Here is a 19288-nt window from a genome sequence, read left to right as displayed (position 1 = left end):
GGGCCGCCCGCGGGGGCGGGCGGCCCGGCGGGGGGCGGGCGGCCCGGCGGGGGGCGGGCGGCCCGGCGGGGGGCGGGCGGCCCGGCGGGGGGCGGGCGGCCCGGCGGGGGGCGGGTGGCCCCCGCCGGGGGGCGGGCGGCCCCCGCCGGGGGGCGAGTAAAAGGGGGTCAGGTGATCTCCAGCTGCGCCATCATGCCCATCGCGGAGTGGTCCAGCAGGTGGCAGTGGTAGGGGTAGCGGCCGCGGTAGGAGTCGAAGAGGGCCTGGAGGCGCACGCTCTCCCCCGGCAGCAGGCGCACGGTGTCCTTCAGGCCGGACTCCGCCGGGCCGGGCGCGGCGCCGTTGCGCGCCAGCACCCGGAACTGCACCAGGTGCAGGTGGAAGTTGTGCGGGACGTCCTTGTTGGCGTTGACGACCGTCCAGATCTCCGAGGTGCCGAACGCCACCGAGGCGTCCACCCGCGCCGGGTCGTACACCTTGCCGTCGATCAGTCCGAGCGGGGCGGCGCCGGGCTTCTCCTGGTACTCCAGGACCACGGTGCGCTCGCGGGCCGCCGCGCCCAGGGCGGGCAGGGTGCGCAGCTGGGCGGGGACGCGGCTGGGGTCGTCGGCGGCGCGGGTGATGTCGAAGCGCAGGACCTGGCCGACGTGTTCGGCGGGGCCGGGGGGCATGGAGTTGGTGAGGACGATGCTGGAGCCGACGGGGTAGCGGGAGAAGTCGACGACGACGTCGGCGCGCTCCCCGGGGGAGAGGTCGACGGTGTCGGTGACGTGGGGGCGTTCCAGCAGGCCGCCGTCGGAGCCGATCTGGGTGAGGGGGCCGCCGTCGGCCAGGCGCAGGGAGAAGAAGCGCAGGTTGGAGGAGTTGAGCAGGCGCAGCCGGTACTTGCGGGCGGCGACCTCGACCTTGGGCCAGGGGCGGCCGTTGGCGAGGATGGTGGTGCGGTTGAGGGGGTCGTCCATGCGGTAGACGAGGCGGCCCTGGGGGTCGAAGCGGGCGTCGCGCAGGGCGATGGGCAGGTCGTAGCGGCCGGCGGGCAGCGGCAGGGCGGCTTCGGTGGCGTCGGTGATCAGGTAGGTGCCGGCCAGGCCCCGGTAGACGTGCTCGGACTCCAGGTGGTGGGCGTGGTCGTGGAACCACAGGCTCGCGTGGGGCTGGTCGTTGGGGTAGGTGTAGGTGCGGGTGGCGCCGGCGTCCAGGAGGTTCATGGGGCCGCCGTCGGAGGCGACGGGGACGCGGGCGCCGTGCAGGTGGACGGAGACGGGGTCGTCCAGCAGGTTGGTCTGGCGCACCACGACCGGGCGTCCGGAGCGGGCGCGGATGACGGGGCCGGGGAAGGCGCCGTTGTAGGTGAGGACGTCGGTGCGGTGCCCGGGCAGGATGCGGGCGTAGGCCTTGAGCATGGTGACGGCGTAGGTGTCGGCGGCGCCGTCGGTGGAGACGGGGGCGAGCACCGGGGGCAGGGGCATCGCGGCGGTGAACTTCGGTGCCAGGGTGGGGCCGGCGTCGGGGCCCGGGTCGGCCTCGGCGGCGGAGGCGTCGGGGCCCGGGTGGGTGTGGGCGGCCTCGGCGGCGGTCTCGACGGAGGCGGCCGGGCGCAGGGTGGTGCGCATGAGCAGGACCCCTCCCCCGGTCGCCAGGGCGGCGCCGATCATCCTGCGTCTGGTCACCATCGCGCGTCCTCCTGCTGCCGGCCCGGTGTGGCGGTGTGCCCGTGCGGCCCCGGCGGGTGGGGCGGGGGCGGGTTCCGGGGGTGATTGCAGCAGCGGATCCTTGCGCCGGGTTGGGGTCCGGCTGAGGCCCGGTGGACCGCGCGGGGCGGGGCGCGGGCGGGGCGCGCGGTGAGCTGCGGGTGTTGCGGGCCGCTTGCGGCGGGCGGTCACCGTGGCTCGCAGAACACTGGAGGATCCCTCGAAGGGAAGGGCCGGAGCGTGGACCTGCGGTACTGGCTGCCGAGGGCGGCCGAGGTCGCCGAGCAGTGGGGAGAGCGGTTCGGGCCGTACAGCCCGCATCCCTCGCACCAGGTGGACGACGCGGACTTCGCCGCCGCGTTCGAGCGCTTCGCCAAGCGCCTGGAGCACAACTACCCGTTCTTCCACCCCCGTTACGCCGGGCAGATGGTCAAGCCGCCGCACCCGGCCGCCGTCGTCGGCTACCTGACGGCGATGCGCTTCAACCCCAACAACCACGCCTACGAGGGCGGGCCCGCCACCAACGACATGGAACGCGAGTGCGTCGCCCAGCTCGCCGCCATGTTCGGCCTGCCCCGCCACGTGGGCCACCTCACCAGCAGCGGCACCATCGCCAACCTGGAAGCCCTGTACGTGGCCCGCCAGAGCCACCCCGGGCTCGGCGTCGCCTACAGCGCGCAGGCCCACTACACGCACAGCCGCATGTGCCACGTCCTGGGCATCGAGGGCCACGCGGTGGCCTGCGACGCGGACGGGCGCATGGACGTCGACGCGCTGGCCGCCCTGCTCGCCACCGGCCGCGTCGGCACGGTGGTCGTCACCGCCGGCACCACCGGGCTCGGCGCCGTCGACCCGGTGCACGAGGTGCTGGCACTGGCCCGCCGCCACGGGGTGCGGGTGCACGTGGACGCCGCCTACGGCGGGTTCTTCGCCCTGCTGGCCACCGACGACGCCCAGGCCGCCGCCCTCGGGCTGGACCCGGCGCCGTGGCGGGCCATCGCCGGCTGCGACTCCGTCACCGTCGACCCGCACAAGCACGGCCTCCAGCCCTACGGCTGCGGCGCGGTGCTGTTCGCCGACCCCGACATCGGCCGCCACTTCGCCCACGACTCCCCCTACACCTACTTCACCGACGCCGAACTGCACCTGGGCGAGATCAGCCTGGAATGCTCGCGCGCCGGCGCCGCGGCCGCCGCCCTGTGGCTGACCCTGCAACTGCTGCCGCTCACCCCCCAGGGCCTGGGCGCCGTCCTGGCCGGCGGGCGGCGCGCGGCCCTGGCCTGGGCGGATCTGATCGAGGACAGCCCGCACCTGACCCTCCACCAGCGCCCGCAACTGGACATCGTCACCTACCACCCCACCCCGGGTGGGGCGCCGATGTCCGCCGTCGACGCCGCCAGCCGGCACGTGCTGCGCCAGGGCATGGCCGACGAGCACGACCCGCTCTACCTGAGCCTGCTGCGGGTGGACGCCGCCGACTTCACCCGCCGCCACCCGGCGGCCGCGGCGGACGCCGACGGGGCCTCGGTGCTGCGCAGCGTCCTGATCAAGCCCGAGGCCGAGGACCACCTGCCCGCCCTGCACGCGCGCCTGACCGCGCTCGCCACCGCCCGGCCCTGAGGCCCGCCGCCCCCGTACGACCGCCCTGCCGCCCCGCCGCCCCGCCGCCTGTCTGCCGAGGAGTGTCCGTTGACCACCGCCACCGTCCCGCCGGGCGCCGCCCTCGCGGCCCCCGCGGTCCGCCCCGCCCGACCCGAGGAGGCCCCCGCCCTCGCCCGGGTGCTCGCCGCCGCCTTCCACGACGACCCGCTCACCCGCTGGGCCTTCCCCGACGACGCCCACCGCGCCCGCATCCTGCCCGCCTTCTTCCGCGTCCACGTCGACCAGTGCCTGGCCCACGGCGGCGCCCTGACCGCCCAGCACCCCGACGACGCCGCCCCCGTCGGCGCGCTGCTCTTCCTGCCCCCCGGCGTGTGGGAGCACCCCGGGGGGCAGGACCAGGCGACCGCCCGCGCCCTGGACGCGGCCGTCGACGCCGACACCCACCCCGAATCCGCCCGCCGCCTGGCCGCCATCACCCGCCTCCAGGCCCGCCGCCACCCGCGCCACCGCCCCCACCACTACCTGGCGTTCGTCGGCGCCCACCCCGACGCCCGCCACACCGGCACCGGCACCGCCCTCCTGCGCGCCTTCCTGGCCCGCGTCGACCACGACGGCCAGGCCGCCTACGCCGAGACCAGCTCCCCCGGCGGCGCCCGGGTCTGCGGCGCCGGCGGCTTCACCCGCTTCGGCGAGGCCATCGCCCTGCCCGCCGGCGGCCCCCGCCTGACCCCCGTGTGGCGGGGCCCCCGATGACCACCCACACCCTCGACATCGACACCGCGCTGCGCGTCTACTCCGCCGAGCAGATCGACGCCGGCGCCGCCGCCCACCACCCCGAGGCCGCCGAGATCCTCGACTGGAGCCGGCGCTTCCTCACCACCGCCCACCCCGACCTCGGGCGCAGCGGCCCCGTCTGCCCCTACACCCAGCCCTCGCTGCGCCGCGGCCTGTTCCACATCGCCGTCGCCGACACCGGCGCGGGCGGCGACCTGCCCGCGCTGGTCGGCGAGCTGCGCGCCTGGTACGACCGGCTGCTGGCCGGCCTGACGGAGGAATCGGACCGGGAGCTGCTGACCGTGCTGCTGGTGCTGCCGGGCCTGGACCGGGCCGACTCCACCGCGCTGGACGAGGCGCAGCGCAAGGCCAAGGACGAGTTCGTCGAACAGGGCCTGATGATCGGCCAGTTCCACCCCGTCTGCGAGGAGGGGGGCCTGTGGAACCGCTCCTTCAGGCCGCTGCGCGCGCCCGTGCCGCTGCTGGCGGTGCGCAAGCTCCTCGTCTTCGACCTGCCCTTCCTCGTCGACGACGAGGCCCACCTGGCCCACTACCTGGCCCGCTTCGCCCCCCAGGTCCCCGCCCGCATCCGCGACCAGCTGGTCTCCGGCATGACGGAACACCGCAGGACCGCCCGCCTGACCGCCGCCTGAGCCGCGGCCCCCCTGCGCGCGGAGCCGGGTCGGCGCCCGGCTCCGCGCGCCCCCCCCGGGGAAAATCGCTGGCGGCGGTGGCGCCCGGCGTGAAGGCTCTCACCGTGACGCTTCACGAGAACGAGGTCTTCGCGGACCAGGCGGTCGTCCGCTCCCTGCTCCGGGAGCAGCGGCCGCAATGGGCCGACCTGTCCGTCTCGCCGGCCGGCTCGGGCACGGACAACACGATGTACCGGCTCGGCGACGACCTGCTCGTGCGGCTGCCGCGCACGGCGCAGAGCGCGGACTCCGTGCGCAAGGAGTTGACCTGGCTGCCGCGGCTGGCACCGCACCTTCCGTGCCGCGTCCCGGAGCCGGTGCACGCCGGGGCCCCGAGCGCCGTGTTCCCGCTCGCCTGGTCGGTGTACCGCTGGATCGACGGCGAGGAGCCCGGCCCGGGGTCGGTCACCGACTGGCCCGCCTTCGGGGCCGACCTGACGGCGGTCGTCAAGGGCCTGCACTGCGTCCCGCTCATGGGGGCCGTCCGCCGCGGCGCGCTCCACTGGTACCGCGGGGGCGACCTGCGCGACAGCGACGAGTCGATCACCGCATGCTTCGAGAAGTGCCGGACGATCCCGGGCCTGGACCTCGACATCGAGCACCTGCTGCACCTGTGGCGCAGCGCGCTCGCCCTGCCCGGGCCGTCCGGGCGCCAGGTGTGGCTGCACGGCGACCTGAAACCCTCCAACCTGCTGGTCCGGCAGGGCGGGCTGCACGCGGTCATCGACTTCGGATGCCTGTCGGTCGGCTTTCCCGACGCCGAGCACGCCACGGTGTGGGACCTTCCGTCCCCGGCCCGCCAGGCGTACTGGGACGCCCTCGGCCTCGACGACGTGACGTGGCTGCGGGCCCGGGCGTGGGCGGTCGGCGTCGGGGTCGGCGGGCTGTCGTACTACTGGGGCACCTATCCCGGTTTCGTCGGCGAATGCCTGGCGCGGCTGTCCGCGATCCTGGAGGCCGCCGGCGCGCGGTGAGCCGTCCCGGCCGGTCGGGACGGGTTCACCGCGCGCGTCGGTCGCCGACTCGGATGTGCCGGGACGGCGGCCCTCAGGTCGCGCGCTGTCCGTGGAGGAGGACGGGCAGCGCTCGGCCCGCCAACGCCTCGCTGACGCGGGCGGCTTGGGAGGGCGCCATGACGTCGGGGAGTCGGCGGACGGGGACGAAGCGGGCGCCGAACAGGCCGCTGCGGTGCTGCGGCGGGACGGTGAGGCGGACGTCGTCGCGCACGGTGCCGCCGTCGAAGACCAGGTTGAGGCGCTCCAGGTAACGGTCGGCCGGGGTGAAGTCGACCGCGAGGACGTCGGCGAGACGCAGGTTGAGCCCTGTCTCCGCGTGCAGGTTGCGGGCGGCGGCGAGGTGCGGGGGCTCATTGGGCTGGGCGGCGCCGCCGGGCAGGATCAGGCCGTCCATGTAGTCCGGGTCGACGAGGAGGACGTCGCCGCGCGGGTTGCGGACGAGGACGAGGCAGCCGAGCCGGCACACCGGCGGCTTGGCGAGCAAGCGGGGGTCTTGCATCGGGCGGTTCACCTTCTGAGGGCGGCGAGGAGCAGGAGGGAGAAGCCGGCCCACCAGAGCAGGCGGGCGAGGAGTTCAGTCGTCATGCGCCAGGCGCTCGTAGCGCAGCCCCTTGCGGAGCAGGTCGACGACCCGCAGGAGTGCGGACGGGCGGGCGCAGCCGAGGCTGATCAGGTAGCAGCCCGTCCTGCGGCCGTGCTCCCAGTCGACTTCGACGGACGGCAACGTGACGCCGCCCAGGGCGAGGACGGTGGTCAGGTCGTCGAGGACGTCGGCCGCCTGGCGCCGCTGGTCGGCGGTCGCGCGGGAGAGCATCGAGGACACGCTCACTCCCCCGGCCGCTTGTGGACCTCGAAGACGCGCCAGGCACCCCAGGCCTCGGAGAAGGAGCCGAACCCGCTGAGCTCACCGTCCGGTTGGCGCAGCCAATCCCCGGTGAGCTCGTGCCGGACCCGGTAGAGGCGGGTCTCGGTGTCCCAGCGCACGCCGTAGCCGTGGAGGCGGGGGACTTGGGCATCAGCCATGGGAATAACCTTCCGCAATCAGTGTTTCACGTTCTGTGCACATGGTGGCCCCACACCACCTAGCATCGGAAGCGATATACGACTTGCTGTCAGAGCAGCCGTGAGTTGGGGAAGTTCCATGAACAAGAAGAGCATCGACCCGACCTCGTCCCCGTGGGCCGCCTTCGGAGTTCAACTCCGCAGGTCACGCGAAGCAGTTGGGCTCACCCAGGTCCAGCTGGCGAAGAAGGTCGGGTGCACCGCATCGCACCTGTCCTACGTCGAACTTGCGCACCGGCCGCCGAGCCTGCAGCTGGCGGAGCTGGCCGACCAGGAGCTCAAGACCGGCGGCACGCTCGTACTGATGTACTGGCAGCTCAAGCACACGACGTTGTTGGAGGGCTTCCCGGAGTACGCCAACTACGAGGCCCGCGCGGAGCAGATCAAGCTCTTCGAGATCAACGTCATCCCTGGACTCCTACAGACTCCCGCGTACGCAACCGCGATTGAGTCGGGATATGTGAGGCAGGGCGCCGCACTCCCAGAACAGGCCGATGAACGTATCAACTTCCGGCTTGCCCGACAGCACATCCTGGAACGGACTCCACCTCCGGTCCTGCACGCGGTGCTGGACGAGAGCTGCCTGAGGCGACTCGTCGGCGGCCGGGACGTCATGATCGAGCAACTGCTCCACCTTGAACAGTTGGCTGATCGGCCCAACGTGGTCATTCAGGTGGCGCCGTACTCTCTGGGCGAGAACCGGCCGTTCACTCGCGTGGTGCAACTCCTTACCATGCCGAACCGCAAAATTCTCAGCTACGGCGAGATCGAGCAACGCGGTTACATCGAACGGGATATCCAGTCAGTTTCGGCGCTGGCCAGGAGCTACGATCGCCTTGTGGTCGAGGCCCTGAACCAGGCCGACTCACTTTCGATGATCCGCGTGGTACGGAGGGATCTGGAATGGACGTCAATCTGACTGACGCTCGCTGGCGAAAGAGTTCGTACAGCGGCGGCAATGGAGGAACCTGCGTGGAGGTCGCTGACGGATTTACCGGCGTGATGCCGGTCCGCGACTCCAAAGACCCTTTCGGCCCGGCCCTCCTCTTCCCCTCCCCCGCCTGGCAGGCCTTCGTCACCGCCGTCCGCACCGGCGAATTCGACGCCCGGTAGCAGCAACTCCCGGGCCCCGCCGCCCCGACCCGGGGCGGCGGGGCCATCTCGGGGTGGGACGATGGCACTGACCAGACGCCTGCTGCGCCACGGCCAGTTCACCTCCCGCGAGGAACCGACCGAACGCATCGACGACTTCGTCCTGGACTACGACGAACACGCCGCCAAGGCCGACCGCGGGACCTACGACGGCTCCCCGCTCAAAGCCGCATGAACCCCCGAAGGATCAACGTGGTGCTGCACTAGCATGCGTGGGTGAACCTTTCGCATCTCGGCGTGCCGATCGGGCCGATGATCCGCGTCCACGGCGGGTTCGCCAACCGGATGTACCGGCTCGACACCGACCAAGGGTCGTTCGCGGTCAAGGAGTTGAACCTCGCCGACCGCCGCTGGGCCTATCGCGCCGAGGACGTGTTCAGGTTTGAGCGGGCGGCCTTCGCCGCCGGTATCCCGATGCCGGAGCCGATCTCGGCCGGCCACCACACGCTCGTTCACCGATGGGTCGAGGGAGAGAAGGTGCCGGAAGCGCCGGTGTCGGCGGCGTACGCGTTCGAGATCGGCGGGATCCTCGCGCGCGTCCACGCGCTCGACGTCGCGTGGACCCACGCGTCGGTCGAGGAACCGACGTCACGGGACTGGCCCGAGCTCGCCGCGCGGGCGGCGGCGACCGGACAGCCCTGGGCCGACGAACTCGCCTCTCACGTCGAGACGTTCCTCGCGATCGCCCACTTCGTCGACACCTGCGAACGGCCGGGCCCCGTCGTGCTGACCCACAGGGACATCCAACCGTGGAACCTGCTCGCCCGGGAGGGCCGGCCGGTGGTGCTCGACTGGGAGCTCTCGGGAACGCTCGACCTGTCCGGCGAGCTCGGCTCGACCGCGCTCAGCCTCGCGAAGGGACCGGGCTTCGACCACATCGAGCCCGCCGTCTTCCGCTCGGTCCTCGACGGCTATGTCGCGGGTGGCGGCACGCTGCCGCCGCCAGGTCCGAGCTGGTTCGTGTTCATGATCGGCGGCTGGCTGGGGCACACGAGGTGGAACATTCTGCGGTGCCTCGCCGGTGTCGAGGCGAGCACCGGCCCCGACCTCGCGCTCTCCCACGAGTCCGTGCGCAACGGCGTGCGCGGCCTCCCCGACCTGTTCGGCCGGCTTCCGGAGCTCGAAGCGCTGCTCGTGTGGCAGTGACCCGCGCCTGTGCTCGGCATGCGGTGTGAGGCGCGCTCCCGATTCCGCCCGGGGCCGTTGCCGGTGACCTGCACCTGCACCGACGCGGACGTGCCGACACCCGTCTCCGGGCCCGGGGAGGCGGCGGGGAGGCTGCCGGGGGGCATCTGGCCGAGGAAGTCGTTGACGTCCCGCCCGGTCAGCCGGCGGCGGCCAGGAGCGGCTCGGGGGCGGCTGCGGCGGGCTGGGGCCGGGGGCGGGTGAGGCACTCGTCGGTGAAGGCGAGGGCGCGCAGGTGGTAGGGGCGGGCGGCGTGGCCCAGGGAGAGGTTGTGGCCGGCGCGGTGGGCGGTGACGAGGTGGGCCAGGCCCGGGGGGAAGGCGGCGGTGAGGGCGGTGCGGTGGGAGGGCTCCAGGCGCCACCAGGCCTCGTGGTCGGCGAGGGTGAGGCGCACCGGCACGCGTACGCGGGCGGCCAGGGCGCTGTAGCGGGCGGGCCAGGTGGCCAGTTCGCGGGATTCGAGGGCGGGGACGGGGGTGAGCAGGGTGCGGGCGGCGTGGAAGGTGCCGGGCGGGTAGAGGTTGAGGGGGCCCCAGTTGAGGCGGCCGCCGCCGGCGAGGTCGTCGGGCCGCTCCCACGCGCCGGGGGCGTAGTGCTGGGCGAGGCCGGAGATGTCGGCGCCGAGCAGGGGCAGGCGGGGGTCGGCGGGCCAGTGGGCGGCGAGGTGGAGGGCGATCTTGCCGCCGAAGGAGTGGGCGAGGAGTTGGACGCCGGCGCCGACGGGGTGGGCGCGGGCGTAGTCGGTGAGGGCGGCGTGCAGGGTGGCGGCCTGGTCGGCGATGAGCTGGCCGTCGGGCAGGCGGTGGGCGGAGGCGCCGTGGCCGGGGCGGTCCAGGGCCAGGACGGTGTAGCCGAGGTCGGCGGCCAGGGTGAGCAGGCTGGTGTCGGGGTGGGCGGGGCCGGCGAAGTAGGCGGCGCGCATGCCGCGGCCGTGGATGGCGAGGAGGACGGCTTTGGGGGCGCGGTCCTGGGGTTCGGCGACGAGCGCGGAGACGGGGATGCCGCCGGCGTCCAGGACGAGGGAGCGGGTGGCGAGCCGGGGGTTGGGCCGCGGGTTCGGGCGGGGGTTCATAGGGCGGCCCCGGCGCGGACGGCTCCGGCGCGGGCGGTGGTGGCGGCCCTGTCAGCGGCTCCGGCGCGGGCGGTGTCGAGGTCGGTGAGCCAGCCGGTGAGGTCGCTCTGGCGCATCAGGGTGGTGCCGATGAGCAGTCCGGCGTAGCCGGCGTCCAGGAGGCGGGCGGCGTCGGCGGGTTCGGTGATGGCGGAGGCGGAGACGGGGGCGCGGGTGCCGGTGGCGTGCAGGGCGGGCAGCAGGCGCAGGCTGCGTCCGAGGTCGCCGCGGTCGCGTTCGCGGGTGCGGATGTCCTTGTTGTTGACGGCGATGACGCAGTGTTCGGGCTGGGGCAGGTGGGCGAGTTCGTGTTCGCCGGTGATCTCGACGAACGGGGTCAGGCCCAGGGCGAGGGCGGTGGTGACCAGGCGGTGCAGGGAGGTGGCGGGCAGCAGGGCGGCGGTGAGCAGGACGGCGGAGGCGCCGAGGGCGGCGGCGGCCTCCAGTTGGGCGGGGCGGGTGAGGAAGTCCTTCTGGAGGACGGGCAGGTCGGTGGCGGCGGTGACCTCGCGCAGCAGGCGGGGGGTGCCGCCGAACCAGCGGCCGGTGACCACGGACAGGCAGGGCGCGCCGGCCTGTTCGTAGCGGGTGACGAGGTCGGTGACGGTGCGCGGGCCCAGCAGGTCGGTGCCGTGCGGGTCGCGGAGTTTGACCTCCATGATCAGGGGGCGGCTCGCGGCCAGCAGGGCGTCGAGGAACCGCGGGGCGCTCATACGTAGGCCTCCTTGGGGCGGGGGTGCCAGGCGTGGGCGAGGGCGGTGACGGCTTCGTGGGTGAAGTCGCCGGCCCGGTTGCGGGCGGCGGTGTCGATGTCGGCGCCGGCGTACAGGGGGTGGTCGGTGACGGTGCGGTAGGTGTCGCGGTTGGCGGCGTTCAGGCCGCCGGCGAGGAGGAAGGGGATGGTGAGGCGGGGCAGCAGGGTGTGGACGTCGGCGGGGGCCAGGGGGTGGCCGGTGGAGCCGACGCGGCCGTCGTCGGTGACGGTGTCCAGCAGGAACAGGTCGCAGCCGGCGCGCTCGAAGGCGCCGATGAAGGGGCGTTCCAGGCAGCGGCCGCGGGAGAGGTGGAGGACTTTGACGAGGACGGCGTAGGGCAGGCGGTGGCGCAGTTCGGTGACGAGGGCGGGGCTCTGGTAGGCGTGGAGCTGGATCCAGCGGATGCCGGTGGCGCGGGCGAGGCGGGCGAGTTGGTCGGCGTCGTCGAGGAAGGTGACCAGGACGGGTTCCAGGCCCAGGCGGATGGCGGTGGCGGCGAGGTGGGCGAGGTGCTGTTCGGAGAGTTCGGCGGGGCCGCCGGGCACGCCGTGCCACAGGCCCACCAGGGTGGGGCCGGATTCGGCGAGGAGGGTGAGGTCGGCGCGGGTGCGGGCCCCGCACACCTTGAGGTGGCGGGGCCGCGCGGGCGGCAGCGGGCGGGGCGGGGCGGGGGCGGTCATTTGCCGAGTCCGAGCATGGCGGCGATGCGGTTGTACTGGATCTCGTTGCTGCCGGAGTAGATGGTGCCGGCGACGGCGTTGCGCACGTCCTTCTCCAGCCCGTACTCGGACATGTAGCCGTTGCCGCCGAAGACCTGGACGGCGGCCAGCGAGGTGGCGAGGTTGGATTCGCTGGTGAGGAGTTTGGCGATCGCCATGTCGACGGTGACGTTCTCGCCGGCCTCCAGGCGCTGGGCCGTGTCGTAGAGCCACTTGCGGGCGGTCTCCAGGCGGATCTTGGTGTCGACGATCTTGTTGGCGACCGACTGGTAGGAGCCGATGGGCTTGCCGAAGGACATGCGGGTCTTGGCGTAGTCGAGGCAGCGGGCCAGGCGGTGCTGCATCTCGCCGGTGTTGACGATGAAGGAGTAGAGGATCTCGCGTTTCATGACGTGGTCCAGGACGAGGAAGCCGCCGCCGACGCGGCCCAGGACCCGGGAGGCGGGCACCTTGACGTCGTCGAGGTAGACCTCGGACAGCGGCGAGGTGCGCAGGCCCATCTTCTTGATGGGGTTTCCGGTGCTGATGCCGGGCATGTCGCGGTCCAGGAGGAACGCGGTGACGCCGAGCGCCCCGCCCTGGGGGTGGGTGCGGGCGTAGACGACGATGACGTCGGCGACGGGGCCGTTGCTGACGAAGGTCTTGGCGCCGTTGAGGACGAAGTGGTCGCCGTCGCGGATCGCGCGGGTGCGCATCTGCATGGCGTCCGAGCCGCCCTCGGACTCGGTGATGGCGTGGGCGCCGATGGCCTCGCCGGAGGCGATGCGCGGCAGGTAGGCCTCTTTGAGGGCGGGTGAGCCGAAGGCCTGGAGGGGGACGCCGGTGGAGGCGAGGGAGGTGGTGACGGAGAAGTTGAGGCCGCCGTCGCGGCAGGTCTGCCCCAGGCCCTCCAGGACGTACATGGTGGTGAGCAGGGACTGGCCCAGCCCGCCGTAGCGTTCCTCGAAGGGCAGGGACAGGATGCCGGTCTTCTGGACGAGGCGCCACTTGTCGGGGGAGAAGGCGGCCTGTTCGTCGCCTTCGATGTGGCCGGCGCTCAGGTCGTCGCCGAAGCGGGCCAGGCCCTCGCGCAGGGCGTGCTGGTCGGCGTTCCAGCGGATCATGGACGTGCCGCCTTCCTCCCGGGCCCGCGTGCGGGGCCCGGGGTGGCAGGCCGACGCGCGGGGCGCCGGCGCGTGACTCGAAGGGGAGGGTCTTCGCCTAGTAGGCGGAGGAGGAGGAGGCGTCGAGCTGGTGGACCTCGTCGCCGCGCAGGGCCGGGGAGAAGACGCAGACCAGGCGCAGGTCCTCGTGGGGGCTGGCGACCAGGTAGTGGGCGTCGTGCTGGTCGAGGGCGTAGAGGCGGCCGGGGGTGATGGGGTGGGAGGTGCCGTCCATGGCGATGACCTCGCCGGAGCCGGCGATGCAGTAGCACGCCTCCAGGTGGTTGCGGTACTCCAGGCGGGACTTGGTACCGGCGTTGACGATGGTGTCGGTGAGGGTGTAGCCGAGGTTGTCGCCGGCCACCAGGAAGCGGCGGGACAGGCCGTTGCCCCACTCGACGGTCTGGACGTCGTCAATGTCGCGGATCAGCATGCTGGTTCTGCCTTTCGTGTCAGCGGGCGGGGGTGGTGGTGCCGGGGGTGGTGCGCGTGCCGGTGGTGCTGGTGCTGGTGGTGCGTCCGGCCGTGGCGGGCTGGGGTGGCCCGGGCGGGCGGAGGTCGTGGAGGAGGGCGCGCAGCGCCTGTGCGGCGTCGCGGCCCTCGGTGAGGGCGGTCTCGATGCGGGCGACGGCGGCGGAGCCGACGATCGCGGCGTCGGCTCCGGCGGCGGCGACCGCGTCCAGGTCGGCGGCGCTTTTGACGCCGAAGCCGATGGCGACCGGGGTGGCGGGGGCGGCGGCGCGCAGGGCGGCGACGGTGGCGGCCAGGGTGTGGTGGCCTTGCGCGGGGGTGGTGCCGGAGCGGCCGTAGTGGGCGACGAGGTAGACGTAGGCGCCGTGGGCGTCGCGGGCGGCGGCGGTGAGGACCTCGGGGGTGGAGGTCGGGTAGCAGGTGGCGACCTGCGGCAGGGCCGCCTCGCGCAGGGCCTGGCGCCAGGCGGGGCGCAGGCGGGGCGGCAGGGCGTGGACGAGCAGGGCGTCGGCGCCGGCCCGGGCGATGGCGCGGGCGCAGGTGGCGGGGTCGGCGGCGCGCAGGCTGTGGCTCCAGTCGGCGAGCAGTGCGATCTTCAGGTTCTTCAACTGGGGCCGCAGGGTGGCGAGTTCGTCCAGGACGGTGTCCAGGGTGGTGCCGGCGGCCAGGGCCCGGTCGGCGGAGCGGCGGATGACGGGGCCGTCGGTGGGCGAGTTGGGGAAGGGGACGGCGAGTTCGAGGACGTCGACGCCTTCCTCGTCCAGGACGAGGGCCAGGTCGGTCAGGCGGGCGGGCGGGTCTCCGGCGTTGAGGAACAGGGCCAGGTGCGGGCGGCCGTCGGCGCGGGCGGCGAAGAACGTGGTGTCAGGCATGGGCGGGGGCCTTGTGGTCGGTGCGCAGGCGGGTGGCCAGGGCGCGGGGGGCGCCGTCGGCCAGGGCGTCCAGGGCGGCGGTGTGGGCGGTGTGCCAGTGGGTGTGGCGGCCCGAGGCGAGGGCGAGGGCGGCGGCGTTGAGGGCGATGGTGTGGGTGGCGGTGGGGCCGGCGCGGCCGGCGAGGGCTTGCAGGAAGTGGCCGGTGAGGTCCTCGGGGTGGGGGGCGAGGTCGGCCAGGGTGCCGTCGGCGGGGGCGATGGAGCCGGCGGGCAGGTGGATGGTGGTGTCGGGGGTGTGCAGGGTGTTGTCGGCGAAGGGCAGGAGTTCGTCGGCGCCGGCGGTGTTGGTGGCCAGCCACACGGCGCGTCCGGGGGTGCGGGGGGCGAGGTGGCGCAGGGCGGGCAGGTCGGTGGCGGCGCTGGCGCCGGTGAGCTGGGCGGTGACGGGCACGGTGGCGAGCAGCGGGCCGAGGGTGTTGAGGAGGCGTCCGAAGGGTTTGAGGGTGAGTGGGAACAGGAGGCGGGCCAGGCGGGTGAGGGCGGGCGGGTAGACGTGGGGGCCGGCGAAGGCGATGCCGTGGCGGGCGAGGTGGTCGGCGGTGGCGGTGTGGGAGGAGGTGAGGGTGATGCCCAGGCGCTCCAGCAGGTCGATGGAGCCGGCGCTGCTGGTGTAGGCGCGGGAGCCGGTCTTGACGACGGGCACGCCGATGGCGGCGGCGGTCAGGGCGGCGGCGGTGGAGAGGTTGAAGGTGGCCGGGCCGCCGCCGGTGCCGACGATGTTGACGCTGGCGGGGTGGGCGGGGCCGGGGTGGGGGCTGCGTTCGGTCAGGGAGGTGGTGAAGGCGGCGAGGGTGTCGGGGGCGGGCAGGCGGGTGGTGAGGGCGGCCAGCAGTGCCGCGGCCTGGGCCCGGTCGCTGTCGCGGGCCGGGCCCGGGGTGCGCTGCTCCAGCTGGTCCCACCACGAGCGCCAGGTGTCCAGGTCGACGTCGTGCCCGGCGAGCAGGGCGGTGAGGGCCGGGTGCACGGGTCAGCCGCCTGCCACGGCGCTGGCCGGGACGGCGCGGCGCTGGGTGATGAAGGCGTCGATGGCGGTGACGGAGCGGAAGTTGTTGGGGTCGAGGTCGGTGTCGTCGACGGGCAGGGCGAAGTGGTCCTCGACCCAGGCGATGAGCTTGAGGACGCCCAGGCTGTCGATGACGCCGTCGGAGAGCAGGTCGTGGTCGTCGGCGAGTTGCTCGGGGGTGACGTCGGGCAGGAACTCCTCGATGAGGAACCGCTTGATCTGGGCGATGTTGCTCATGGCTCGCAACTCCCTTGGGTGTATTGGGGTTTGGTGGGTGTGGTGGTGTGGTCAGGCGGTGGGCAGGACGGCCTTGCGGTCGACCTTGCCGGTGGCGGTCTTGGGCAGCGGGGCGTCGTGGATGGCCAGGCGTTCGGGCACGGCGGCGCGCGGCAGGTTGCGGGCCAGGTGCTCGCGCAGGGTGAGGCTGTTGAGGGCGGAGCCGGCGGCGCGCTGGACGGCGGCGTGCAGGCGTTTGCCGGTCAGCGGGTCCGGGGCTGCGGCGACGGCGGCCTCGCGGACCTCGGGGTGGGCGAGCAGGACGCGTTCGACCTCGGCGGTGTTGACGGCGACGCCGCGGACCTTGACCTGGAAGTCGGCGCGTCCGGTCAGGTGCAGGCGGCCGTGTTCGTCGCGGACGGCCAGGTCCCCGGTGCGGAACCAGCGCCGTCCGGGCCCGGCGCCCTCGGGCTGGGTGGTGAAGCGGCCGGCGTCGCGGGAGCGGTCCAGGTAGCCGGCGGCCTGGAAGGGTGTGGAGACGTACAGTTCGCCGCGGCCGGGGCCGGTGACGGGGGTGCCGTCGGGGGCGGCGAGCAGGGTGCGCACCCCGGGCAGGGGGGTGCCGATGGGCACCGGCAGGGCGGCGGTGGCGTCCAGGCGGTCCAGGCGGTGCAGGAAGCTGTCGTTGGTCTCGGTGCAGCCGTAGATGTTGTAGAGCGCGGCGCCGGGCAGCAGGGCGGGCAGTGCGGCCAGGGTGCGGGCGTCGATGGCGTCGCCGGTGAACGCGGCGTGCTCGACGCTGTCCAGCACCGCCGGGCCTGCCGTCTGGGCGGCGGCCTGGGCGAGGAGGGCGTAGGCGAGGGGGACGGCCTGGAGGACGTGCGGGCGGTGGCGGGTGAGCTGGGCGAGCAGGTGGCGGGCGTTGAGCGCGTGGGCGGGGTCGATGAGCAGGACGGTGCCGCCGGCGGCGAGGGTGGCCCACACGTCCAGCAGGCACAGGTCGAAGTTGAGGGGGGCGTAGTTGACGACGACGCGGCCGGGCCCGAGGTCGAAGGTGTCGTGGGCCCAGGCGGTGAAGCGGTCGACGGCGGCCTGCGCGAGGGGGACGATCTTGGGCAGGTCGGTGGAGCCGGAGGTGGTGAGCAGGAAGGAGGTGCCGGCGGCGAGGGTGGGCACGGGGGCGGGGCGGGCCAGGGCGGGCAGGGCGGGGGTGTCCTGGCCGAGGGGGGCGAGCAGGTGGCGGGCGCCGGCCTGGGCGAACAGGGCCGCGAGCAGGGCGGGGGCCAGCTGCGGGGAGGGCAGCAGGAAGGGGCGGCGCTCGATCAGGCAGGCCAGGACGAGGGCGATCTGCTCGGGGGACTTGGCGGCGGGCAGGCCCACCGGCTCGCCGGGGGCGAGGTCCAGCGTGTGCAGGCGCAGCCGTTCGCGTTCGGCGGTTTCGGCGAGTTCGCGGTAGGTGACGGCGCGTTCGTGCCACAGGAGGGCGACGGCGTCGGGCCGGGTGCGGGCGTGGGCGGTGAACGCGTCGGGCAGCGACAGCGGCGGCGGGGCCTGCACGGCGGGCGCGGCGGGCGCGGCGGGCGCGGTGGGTTCGGCGGGTGTGGTCATCGGGGTCTCACTCCCCCGCCGGGGTGAGGGCGGCCCAGCCGGCCTTGACGGCGGTGCCGTCCTGGGTGGCGACGGTGAAGCGCACCACCGTGCCCCGGTCGTAGGGCTGCAGGGTCAGGCGCAGCGGGGTGCCGGGGGTGGCGGGGGCGGCGAAGCGGGCGCCCAGGGCGGTGAGGCGGGTGGGGTCGCCGTCGGCGTGGCGGTCGGTGATCTCCTCGGTGGCGAGGGCGACCAGGTGCATGCCGTGGGCGATGGCGGCGGGGAATCCGGCGGCGCGGGCGGCGTCGTCGTCGAGGTGCAGGGGGTTGAGGTCGCCGGCGGCGTGGGCGTAGGCGGTGACGTCGGCGGGGGTGAGGGTGTGGGTGAGGGTGAGGGGTTCGGTGTCGGGGGTGGTGCCGGGGTGGGCGGCGGGGGTGAGGGTGCCGAAGGGTTCGATGGCGGTGGCGCCGACCAGCAGGGCGGAGGTGGTCAGGCGGGCCAGGGTGCGGGTGCCGTCGGTGAGGTGGGTGGTGAGGGCCAGGCGGGTGCCGCGGGCTTCGCGGCGGGCGGCGGTGACGGTGACGTCGATGTCGACGTGGGTGCCGGCGGTGAGGGGGTGGTGGGTGTGGATCTCCTGGGCGAGGTGGACCACGCCGGTGAAGCCGGTATCGCCCGTGGTCAGGGTGGTGACGGTGTGCTGGGCGAGGGTGTGGGCGAGGACGAAGGGGTGGGCGGGGGCGGCGGCGGTGTCCGGGGCGGGGGGCAGGCCGGTGCGGGCGGCGGTGCGGTAGGCGGCCAGGGCGTCGGCGGTCACGGTGGTGCGGGTGCGGGCGGTGCGGTGGGCGGGTGTGGTCGCGGGCCCGGTCGCGGTCGCGGGTGTGGTCGCGGGTGTGGTCGCGGTCGCGGGTGTGGTCGTGGTCATAGCGGGGTCACCACCAGGGTCGAGTTGTGGCCGCCGAAGCCGAACGAGTTGGACAGGGCCGCGCCGGGGCGGATGGGGCGGGCGGTGCCGTGGACGACGTCGAGGTCCAGGCCCTGTTCGGTGTGCTCGTGGTTGGCGGTGGGAGGGGCGAGGCGGCTGTTCATGGCCTGCACGGCGGCGATCAGCTCGACGGCGCCGGCGGCGCCGATGAGGTGGCCGATGGAGCCCTTGGTGGAGGTGACGGGCACGCCGTGCGGGCCGAAGACGGTGCGCAGCGCGGCGGCTTCGGCGCGGTCGTTGTGCACGGTGGAGGTGCCGTGGGCGTTGACGTGGGCGATGTCGGCGGGGGTGAGGCCGGCGTCGGTGAGGGCGGCGCGCATGGCGGCGACGGCGCCGGCGCCGTCGGGGCGGGGGTTGGAGAGGTGGTAGGCGTCGGCGCTGGAGCCGTAGCCGGCGAGGAGGGCGTAGGGGGTGCGGTGGCGGGCGCGGGCGTCGGCGAGGCGTTCGAGGACGAGGAAGCCGGCGCCTTCGCCCATGACGAAGCCGTCGCGGTCGGTGTCGAAGGGGCGGCTGGCGCGGGTGGGGTCGTCGTTGCGCTGGGAGTGGGCGCCGAGGTTGCCGAACGCGGCGAGGGTGACGGGGGTGAGGGTGGCTTCGCAGCCGCCGGCGATGACGATGTCGGCGCGGCCGGTTTCCAGGAGGAGGGCGGCGTGGCCGATGGCGTCGGCGCTGGAGGCGCAGGTGGTGGCGATGGTCAGGGCGGGGCCGGTCCAGGCCAGGCGCATGGCGATCTGGGCGGCGGCGGCGTTGGGCATGGTGACCAGGGGCATCAGGGGGCTGACGCGCAGGGGTCCGGCGGTGGTGAAGAGGGCGGATTCGCGGTCGCTGGTGGTGCGTCCGCCGACGGCGTTGCCGACGACGATGGCGCTGCGGCCGGGGTCGGGTTCGGGGGCGCCGGCGTCCTGGTGGGCGGCGAGGGCGGCGAGGGTGCCGTAGTGGGCGAAGGGGTCGAGGCGGCGGGCGTCCTTGGCGGGGACGGGGCCGTTGTCGGGCAGGTCGGTGACGCGGCAGCCCAGGCGGACCCGGTGGCGGGCCAGGGCGGGGTCGGTGAGGGCGGTGGCGGTGGGGGTGCCGGTGCTGACGGTGTGCCAGAACGCGGCCGGGGTGTGGCCGGCGGGGCTGACGACGCCCAGGCCGGTGACGGCGATGGGGGGCCGGGTGGGGCGGGCTGCCATGGTCTTGTCCTTTCCGGGCGT

23 protein-coding genes are annotated in these 19288 nt (G+C 74.4%); 8 read left to right on the top strand and 15 right to left on the bottom strand.

All coding sequences use genetic code 11. The annotated features are described in order from the left end of the window. Window positions 1-167: 167 nt before the first annotated feature. Window positions 168-1673 carry a multicopper oxidase domain-containing protein gene (locus tag AB0O82_RS34025; protein WP_363588166.1) on the bottom strand — a complete coding sequence of 502 codons (1506 nt, stop codon included), beginning with the start codon at window positions 1671-1673 and terminating at the stop codon, window positions 168-170. Between the two features lie 258 nt (window positions 1674-1931). On the opposite strand from AB0O82_RS34025, the gene AB0O82_RS34020 reads away from it, so the two are divergent. The 4 genes from AB0O82_RS34020 (at window position 1932) to AB0O82_RS34005 (ending at window position 5733) form a co-directional block, all read left to right on the top strand. Then, complete coding sequence (locus AB0O82_RS34020; RefSeq protein ID WP_363588164.1) at window positions 1932-3311, top strand: aminotransferase class I/II-fold pyridoxal phosphate-dependent enzyme; 1380 nt, start codon at window positions 1932-1934, stop codon at window positions 3309-3311. Between the two features lie 69 nt (window positions 3312-3380). Next, window positions 3381-4046 carry a hypothetical protein gene (locus AB0O82_RS34015; protein WP_363588163.1) on the top strand — a complete coding sequence of 222 codons (666 nt, stop codon included), beginning with the start codon at window positions 3381-3383 and terminating at the stop codon, window positions 4044-4046. After that, window positions 4043-4720 (top strand): DUF6875 domain-containing protein, encoded by a 678-nt coding sequence (locus AB0O82_RS34010; protein WP_363588161.1) that lies wholly within the window; start codon window positions 4043-4045, stop codon window positions 4718-4720. The genes AB0O82_RS34015 and AB0O82_RS34010 overlap by 4 nt, the downstream gene beginning before the upstream one ends. A gap of 104 nt (window positions 4721-4824) precedes the next feature. Then, entirely contained in the window at window positions 4825-5733 is a 909-nt protein-coding gene (locus AB0O82_RS34005; RefSeq protein WP_363588159.1) for an aminoglycoside phosphotransferase family protein, read from the top strand. A 73-nt stretch (window positions 5734-5806) separates the two neighbouring features. On the opposite strand, the gene AB0O82_RS34000 is transcribed toward AB0O82_RS34005, so the two are convergent. From AB0O82_RS34000 to AB0O82_RS33990, 3 genes are all read right to left on the bottom strand, one after another. Further along, window positions 5807-6274 carry an NUDIX domain-containing protein gene (locus AB0O82_RS34000; protein WP_363588157.1) on the bottom strand — a complete coding sequence of 156 codons (468 nt, stop codon included), beginning with the start codon at window positions 6272-6274 and terminating at the stop codon, window positions 5807-5809. A 75-nt stretch (window positions 6275-6349) separates the two neighbouring features. After that, on the bottom strand, window positions 6350-6598 hold the full coding sequence (locus AB0O82_RS33995; protein WP_363588155.1) for a hypothetical protein: 249 nt from the start codon (window positions 6596-6598) through the stop codon (window positions 6350-6352). A 2-nt stretch (window positions 6599-6600) separates the two neighbouring features. After that, a complete protein-coding gene (locus AB0O82_RS33990) occupies window positions 6601-6798 on the bottom strand; it encodes a hypothetical protein (RefSeq protein WP_363588153.1) in 198 nt (65 codons plus the stop codon). Between the two features lie 118 nt (window positions 6799-6916). Between AB0O82_RS33990 and AB0O82_RS33985 the strand changes: the two genes are divergently transcribed. The 4 genes from AB0O82_RS33985 to AB0O82_RS33970 all read left to right on the top strand — a co-directional run bounded on the left by AB0O82_RS33985 (window position 6917) and on the right by AB0O82_RS33970 (window position 9135). Next, window positions 6917-7756, top strand: coding sequence for a helix-turn-helix transcriptional regulator (locus AB0O82_RS33985; protein WP_363588151.1), 840 nt, complete (start codon window positions 6917-6919; stop codon window positions 7754-7756). Continuing rightward, window positions 7741-7950: a DUF397 domain-containing protein gene (locus AB0O82_RS33980; protein WP_363588149.1), complete on the top strand. Its 210-nt coding sequence runs from the start codon at window positions 7741-7743 to the stop codon at window positions 7948-7950. The genes AB0O82_RS33985 and AB0O82_RS33980 overlap by 16 nt, the downstream gene beginning before the upstream one ends. A gap of 61 nt (window positions 7951-8011) precedes the next feature. Beyond that, window positions 8012-8164: a hypothetical protein gene (locus AB0O82_RS33975; protein ID WP_363588147.1), complete on the top strand. Its 153-nt coding sequence runs from the start codon at window positions 8012-8014 to the stop codon at window positions 8162-8164. 41 nt (window positions 8165-8205) lie between these two features. After that, window positions 8206-9135 (top strand): phosphotransferase, encoded by a 930-nt coding sequence (locus AB0O82_RS33970; protein ID WP_363588145.1) that lies wholly within the window; start codon window positions 8206-8208, stop codon window positions 9133-9135. Window positions 9136-9313: 178 nt separating this feature from the next. On the opposite strand, the gene AB0O82_RS33965 is transcribed toward AB0O82_RS33970, so the two are convergent. The 11 genes from AB0O82_RS33965 to AB0O82_RS33915 all read right to left on the bottom strand — a co-directional run bounded on the left by AB0O82_RS33965 (window position 9314) and on the right by AB0O82_RS33915 (window position 19267). Further along, a complete protein-coding gene (locus AB0O82_RS33965) occupies window positions 9314-10246 on the bottom strand; it encodes an alpha/beta fold hydrolase (RefSeq protein ID WP_363588143.1) in 933 nt (310 codons plus the stop codon). Then, window positions 10243-10998 (bottom strand): indole-3-glycerol-phosphate synthase, encoded by a 756-nt coding sequence (locus AB0O82_RS33960; protein ID WP_363588141.1) that lies wholly within the window; start codon window positions 10996-10998, stop codon window positions 10243-10245. Before AB0O82_RS33960 ends, AB0O82_RS33965 begins: the two co-directional genes overlap by 4 nt. Next, complete coding sequence (locus AB0O82_RS33955; RefSeq protein ID WP_363588139.1) at window positions 10995-11720, bottom strand: N-(5'-phosphoribosyl)anthranilate isomerase; 726 nt, start codon at window positions 11718-11720, stop codon at window positions 10995-10997. Before AB0O82_RS33955 ends, AB0O82_RS33960 begins: the two co-directional genes overlap by 4 nt. Continuing rightward, window positions 11717-12862: an acyl-CoA dehydrogenase family protein gene (locus AB0O82_RS33950; protein WP_363588137.1), complete on the bottom strand. Its 1146-nt coding sequence runs from the start codon at window positions 12860-12862 to the stop codon at window positions 11717-11719. The genes AB0O82_RS33955 and AB0O82_RS33950 overlap by 4 nt, the downstream gene beginning before the upstream one ends. Window positions 12863-12959: 97 nt before the next feature. Next, complete coding sequence (locus AB0O82_RS33945) at window positions 12960-13334, bottom strand: ectoine synthase (protein ID WP_363588135.1); 375 nt, start codon at window positions 13332-13334, stop codon at window positions 12960-12962. Window positions 13335-13353: 19 nt separating this feature from the next. Continuing rightward, window positions 13354-14244 (bottom strand): tryptophan synthase subunit alpha, encoded by an 891-nt coding sequence (trpA, locus tag AB0O82_RS33940; RefSeq protein ID WP_363588133.1) that lies wholly within the window; start codon window positions 14242-14244, stop codon window positions 13354-13356. Continuing rightward, window positions 14237-15268 carry a hypothetical protein gene (locus AB0O82_RS33935; RefSeq protein ID WP_363588131.1) on the bottom strand — a complete coding sequence of 344 codons (1032 nt, stop codon included), beginning with the start codon at window positions 15266-15268 and terminating at the stop codon, window positions 14237-14239. The genes trpA and AB0O82_RS33935 overlap by 8 nt, the downstream gene beginning before the upstream one ends. 3 nt (window positions 15269-15271) lie before the next feature. Next, window positions 15272-15544 (bottom strand): phosphopantetheine-binding protein, encoded by a 273-nt coding sequence (locus AB0O82_RS33930; RefSeq protein WP_063352985.1) that lies wholly within the window; start codon window positions 15542-15544, stop codon window positions 15272-15274. A 51-nt stretch (window positions 15545-15595) separates the two neighbouring features. Beyond that, window positions 15596-17131 carry an AMP-binding protein gene (locus AB0O82_RS33925; RefSeq protein WP_363588129.1) on the bottom strand — a complete coding sequence of 512 codons (1536 nt, stop codon included), beginning with the start codon at window positions 17129-17131 and terminating at the stop codon, window positions 15596-15598. A 7-nt stretch (window positions 17132-17138) separates the two neighbouring features. Continuing rightward, window positions 17139-18032, bottom strand: a complete 894-nt coding sequence (locus AB0O82_RS33920) for a MaoC family dehydratase (RefSeq protein WP_363588127.1) — start codon at window positions 18030-18032, stop codon at window positions 17139-17141. After that, window positions 18029-19267, bottom strand: a complete 1239-nt coding sequence (locus AB0O82_RS33915; RefSeq protein ID WP_363588125.1) for a beta-ketoacyl-[acyl-carrier-protein] synthase family protein — start codon at window positions 19265-19267, stop codon at window positions 18029-18031. Before AB0O82_RS33915 ends, AB0O82_RS33920 begins: the two co-directional genes overlap by 4 nt. Window positions 19268-19288 lie beyond the last annotated feature (21 nt).

It is taken from the genome of Kitasatospora sp. NPDC088264 (genome assembly GCF_040685715.1).
Classification (GTDB): Bacteria; Actinomycetota; Actinomycetes; order Streptomycetales; family Streptomycetaceae; genus Kitasatospora.
Note: the sequence above shows the minus strand (reverse complement) of the source record. Positions and strands in the feature narration are given on the sequence as shown.

Bases quoted from the DNA above. Each gene is read 5' to 3' on its own strand.
- AB0O82_RS34025 (WP_363588166.1), bottom strand. From the start codon at position 1,673: ATGGTGACCAGACGCAGGATGATCGGCGCCGCCCTGGCGACCGGGGGA.
- AB0O82_RS34010 (WP_363588161.1), top strand. From the start codon at position 4,043: ATGACCACCCACACCCTCGACATCGACACCGCGCTGCGCGTCTACTCC.
- AB0O82_RS34000 (WP_363588157.1), bottom strand. From the start codon at position 6,274: ATGCAAGACCCCCGCTTGCTCGCCAAGCCGCCGGTGTGCCGGCTCGGC.
- AB0O82_RS33990 (WP_363588153.1), bottom strand. From the start codon at position 6,798: ATGGCTGATGCCCAAGTCCCCCGCCTCCACGGCTACGGCGTGCGCTGG.
- AB0O82_RS33985 (WP_363588151.1), top strand. From the start codon at position 6,917: ATGAACAAGAAGAGCATCGACCCGACCTCGTCCCCGTGGGCCGCCTTC.
- AB0O82_RS33980 (WP_363588149.1), top strand. From the start codon at position 7,741: ATGGACGTCAATCTGACTGACGCTCGCTGGCGAAAGAGTTCGTACAGC.
- AB0O82_RS33975 (WP_363588147.1), top strand. From the start codon at position 8,012: ATGGCACTGACCAGACGCCTGCTGCGCCACGGCCAGTTCACCTCCCGC.
- AB0O82_RS33965 (WP_363588143.1), bottom strand. From the start codon at position 10,246: ATGAACCCCCGCCCGAACCCGCGGCCCAACCCCCGGCTCGCCACCCGC.
- AB0O82_RS33960 (WP_363588141.1), bottom strand. From the start codon at position 10,998: ATGAGCGCCCCGCGGTTCCTCGACGCCCTGCTGGCCGCGAGCCGCCCC.
- AB0O82_RS33955 (WP_363588139.1), bottom strand. From the start codon at position 11,720: ATGACCGCCCCCGCCCCGCCCCGCCCGCTGCCGCCCGCGCGGCCCCGC.
- AB0O82_RS33950 (WP_363588137.1), bottom strand. From the start codon at position 12,862: ATGATCCGCTGGAACGCCGACCAGCACGCCCTGCGCGAGGGCCTGGCC.
- AB0O82_RS33945 (WP_363588135.1), bottom strand. From the start codon at position 13,334: ATGCTGATCCGCGACATTGACGACGTCCAGACCGTCGAGTGGGGCAAC.
- trpA (WP_363588133.1), bottom strand. From the start codon at position 14,244: ATGCCTGACACCACGTTCTTCGCCGCCCGCGCCGACGGCCGCCCGCAC.
- AB0O82_RS33930 (WP_063352985.1), bottom strand. From the start codon at position 15,544: ATGAGCAACATCGCCCAGATCAAGCGGTTCCTCATCGAGGAGTTCCTG.
- AB0O82_RS33925 (WP_363588129.1), bottom strand. From the start codon at position 17,131: ATGACCACACCCGCCGAACCCACCGCGCCCGCCGCGCCCGCCGCGCCC.
- AB0O82_RS33920 (WP_363588127.1), bottom strand. From the start codon at position 18,032: ATGACCACGACCACACCCGCGACCGCGACCACACCCGCGACCACACCC.
- AB0O82_RS33915 (WP_363588125.1), bottom strand. From the start codon at position 19,267: ATGGCAGCCCGCCCCACCCGGCCCCCCATCGCCGTCACCGGCCTGGGC.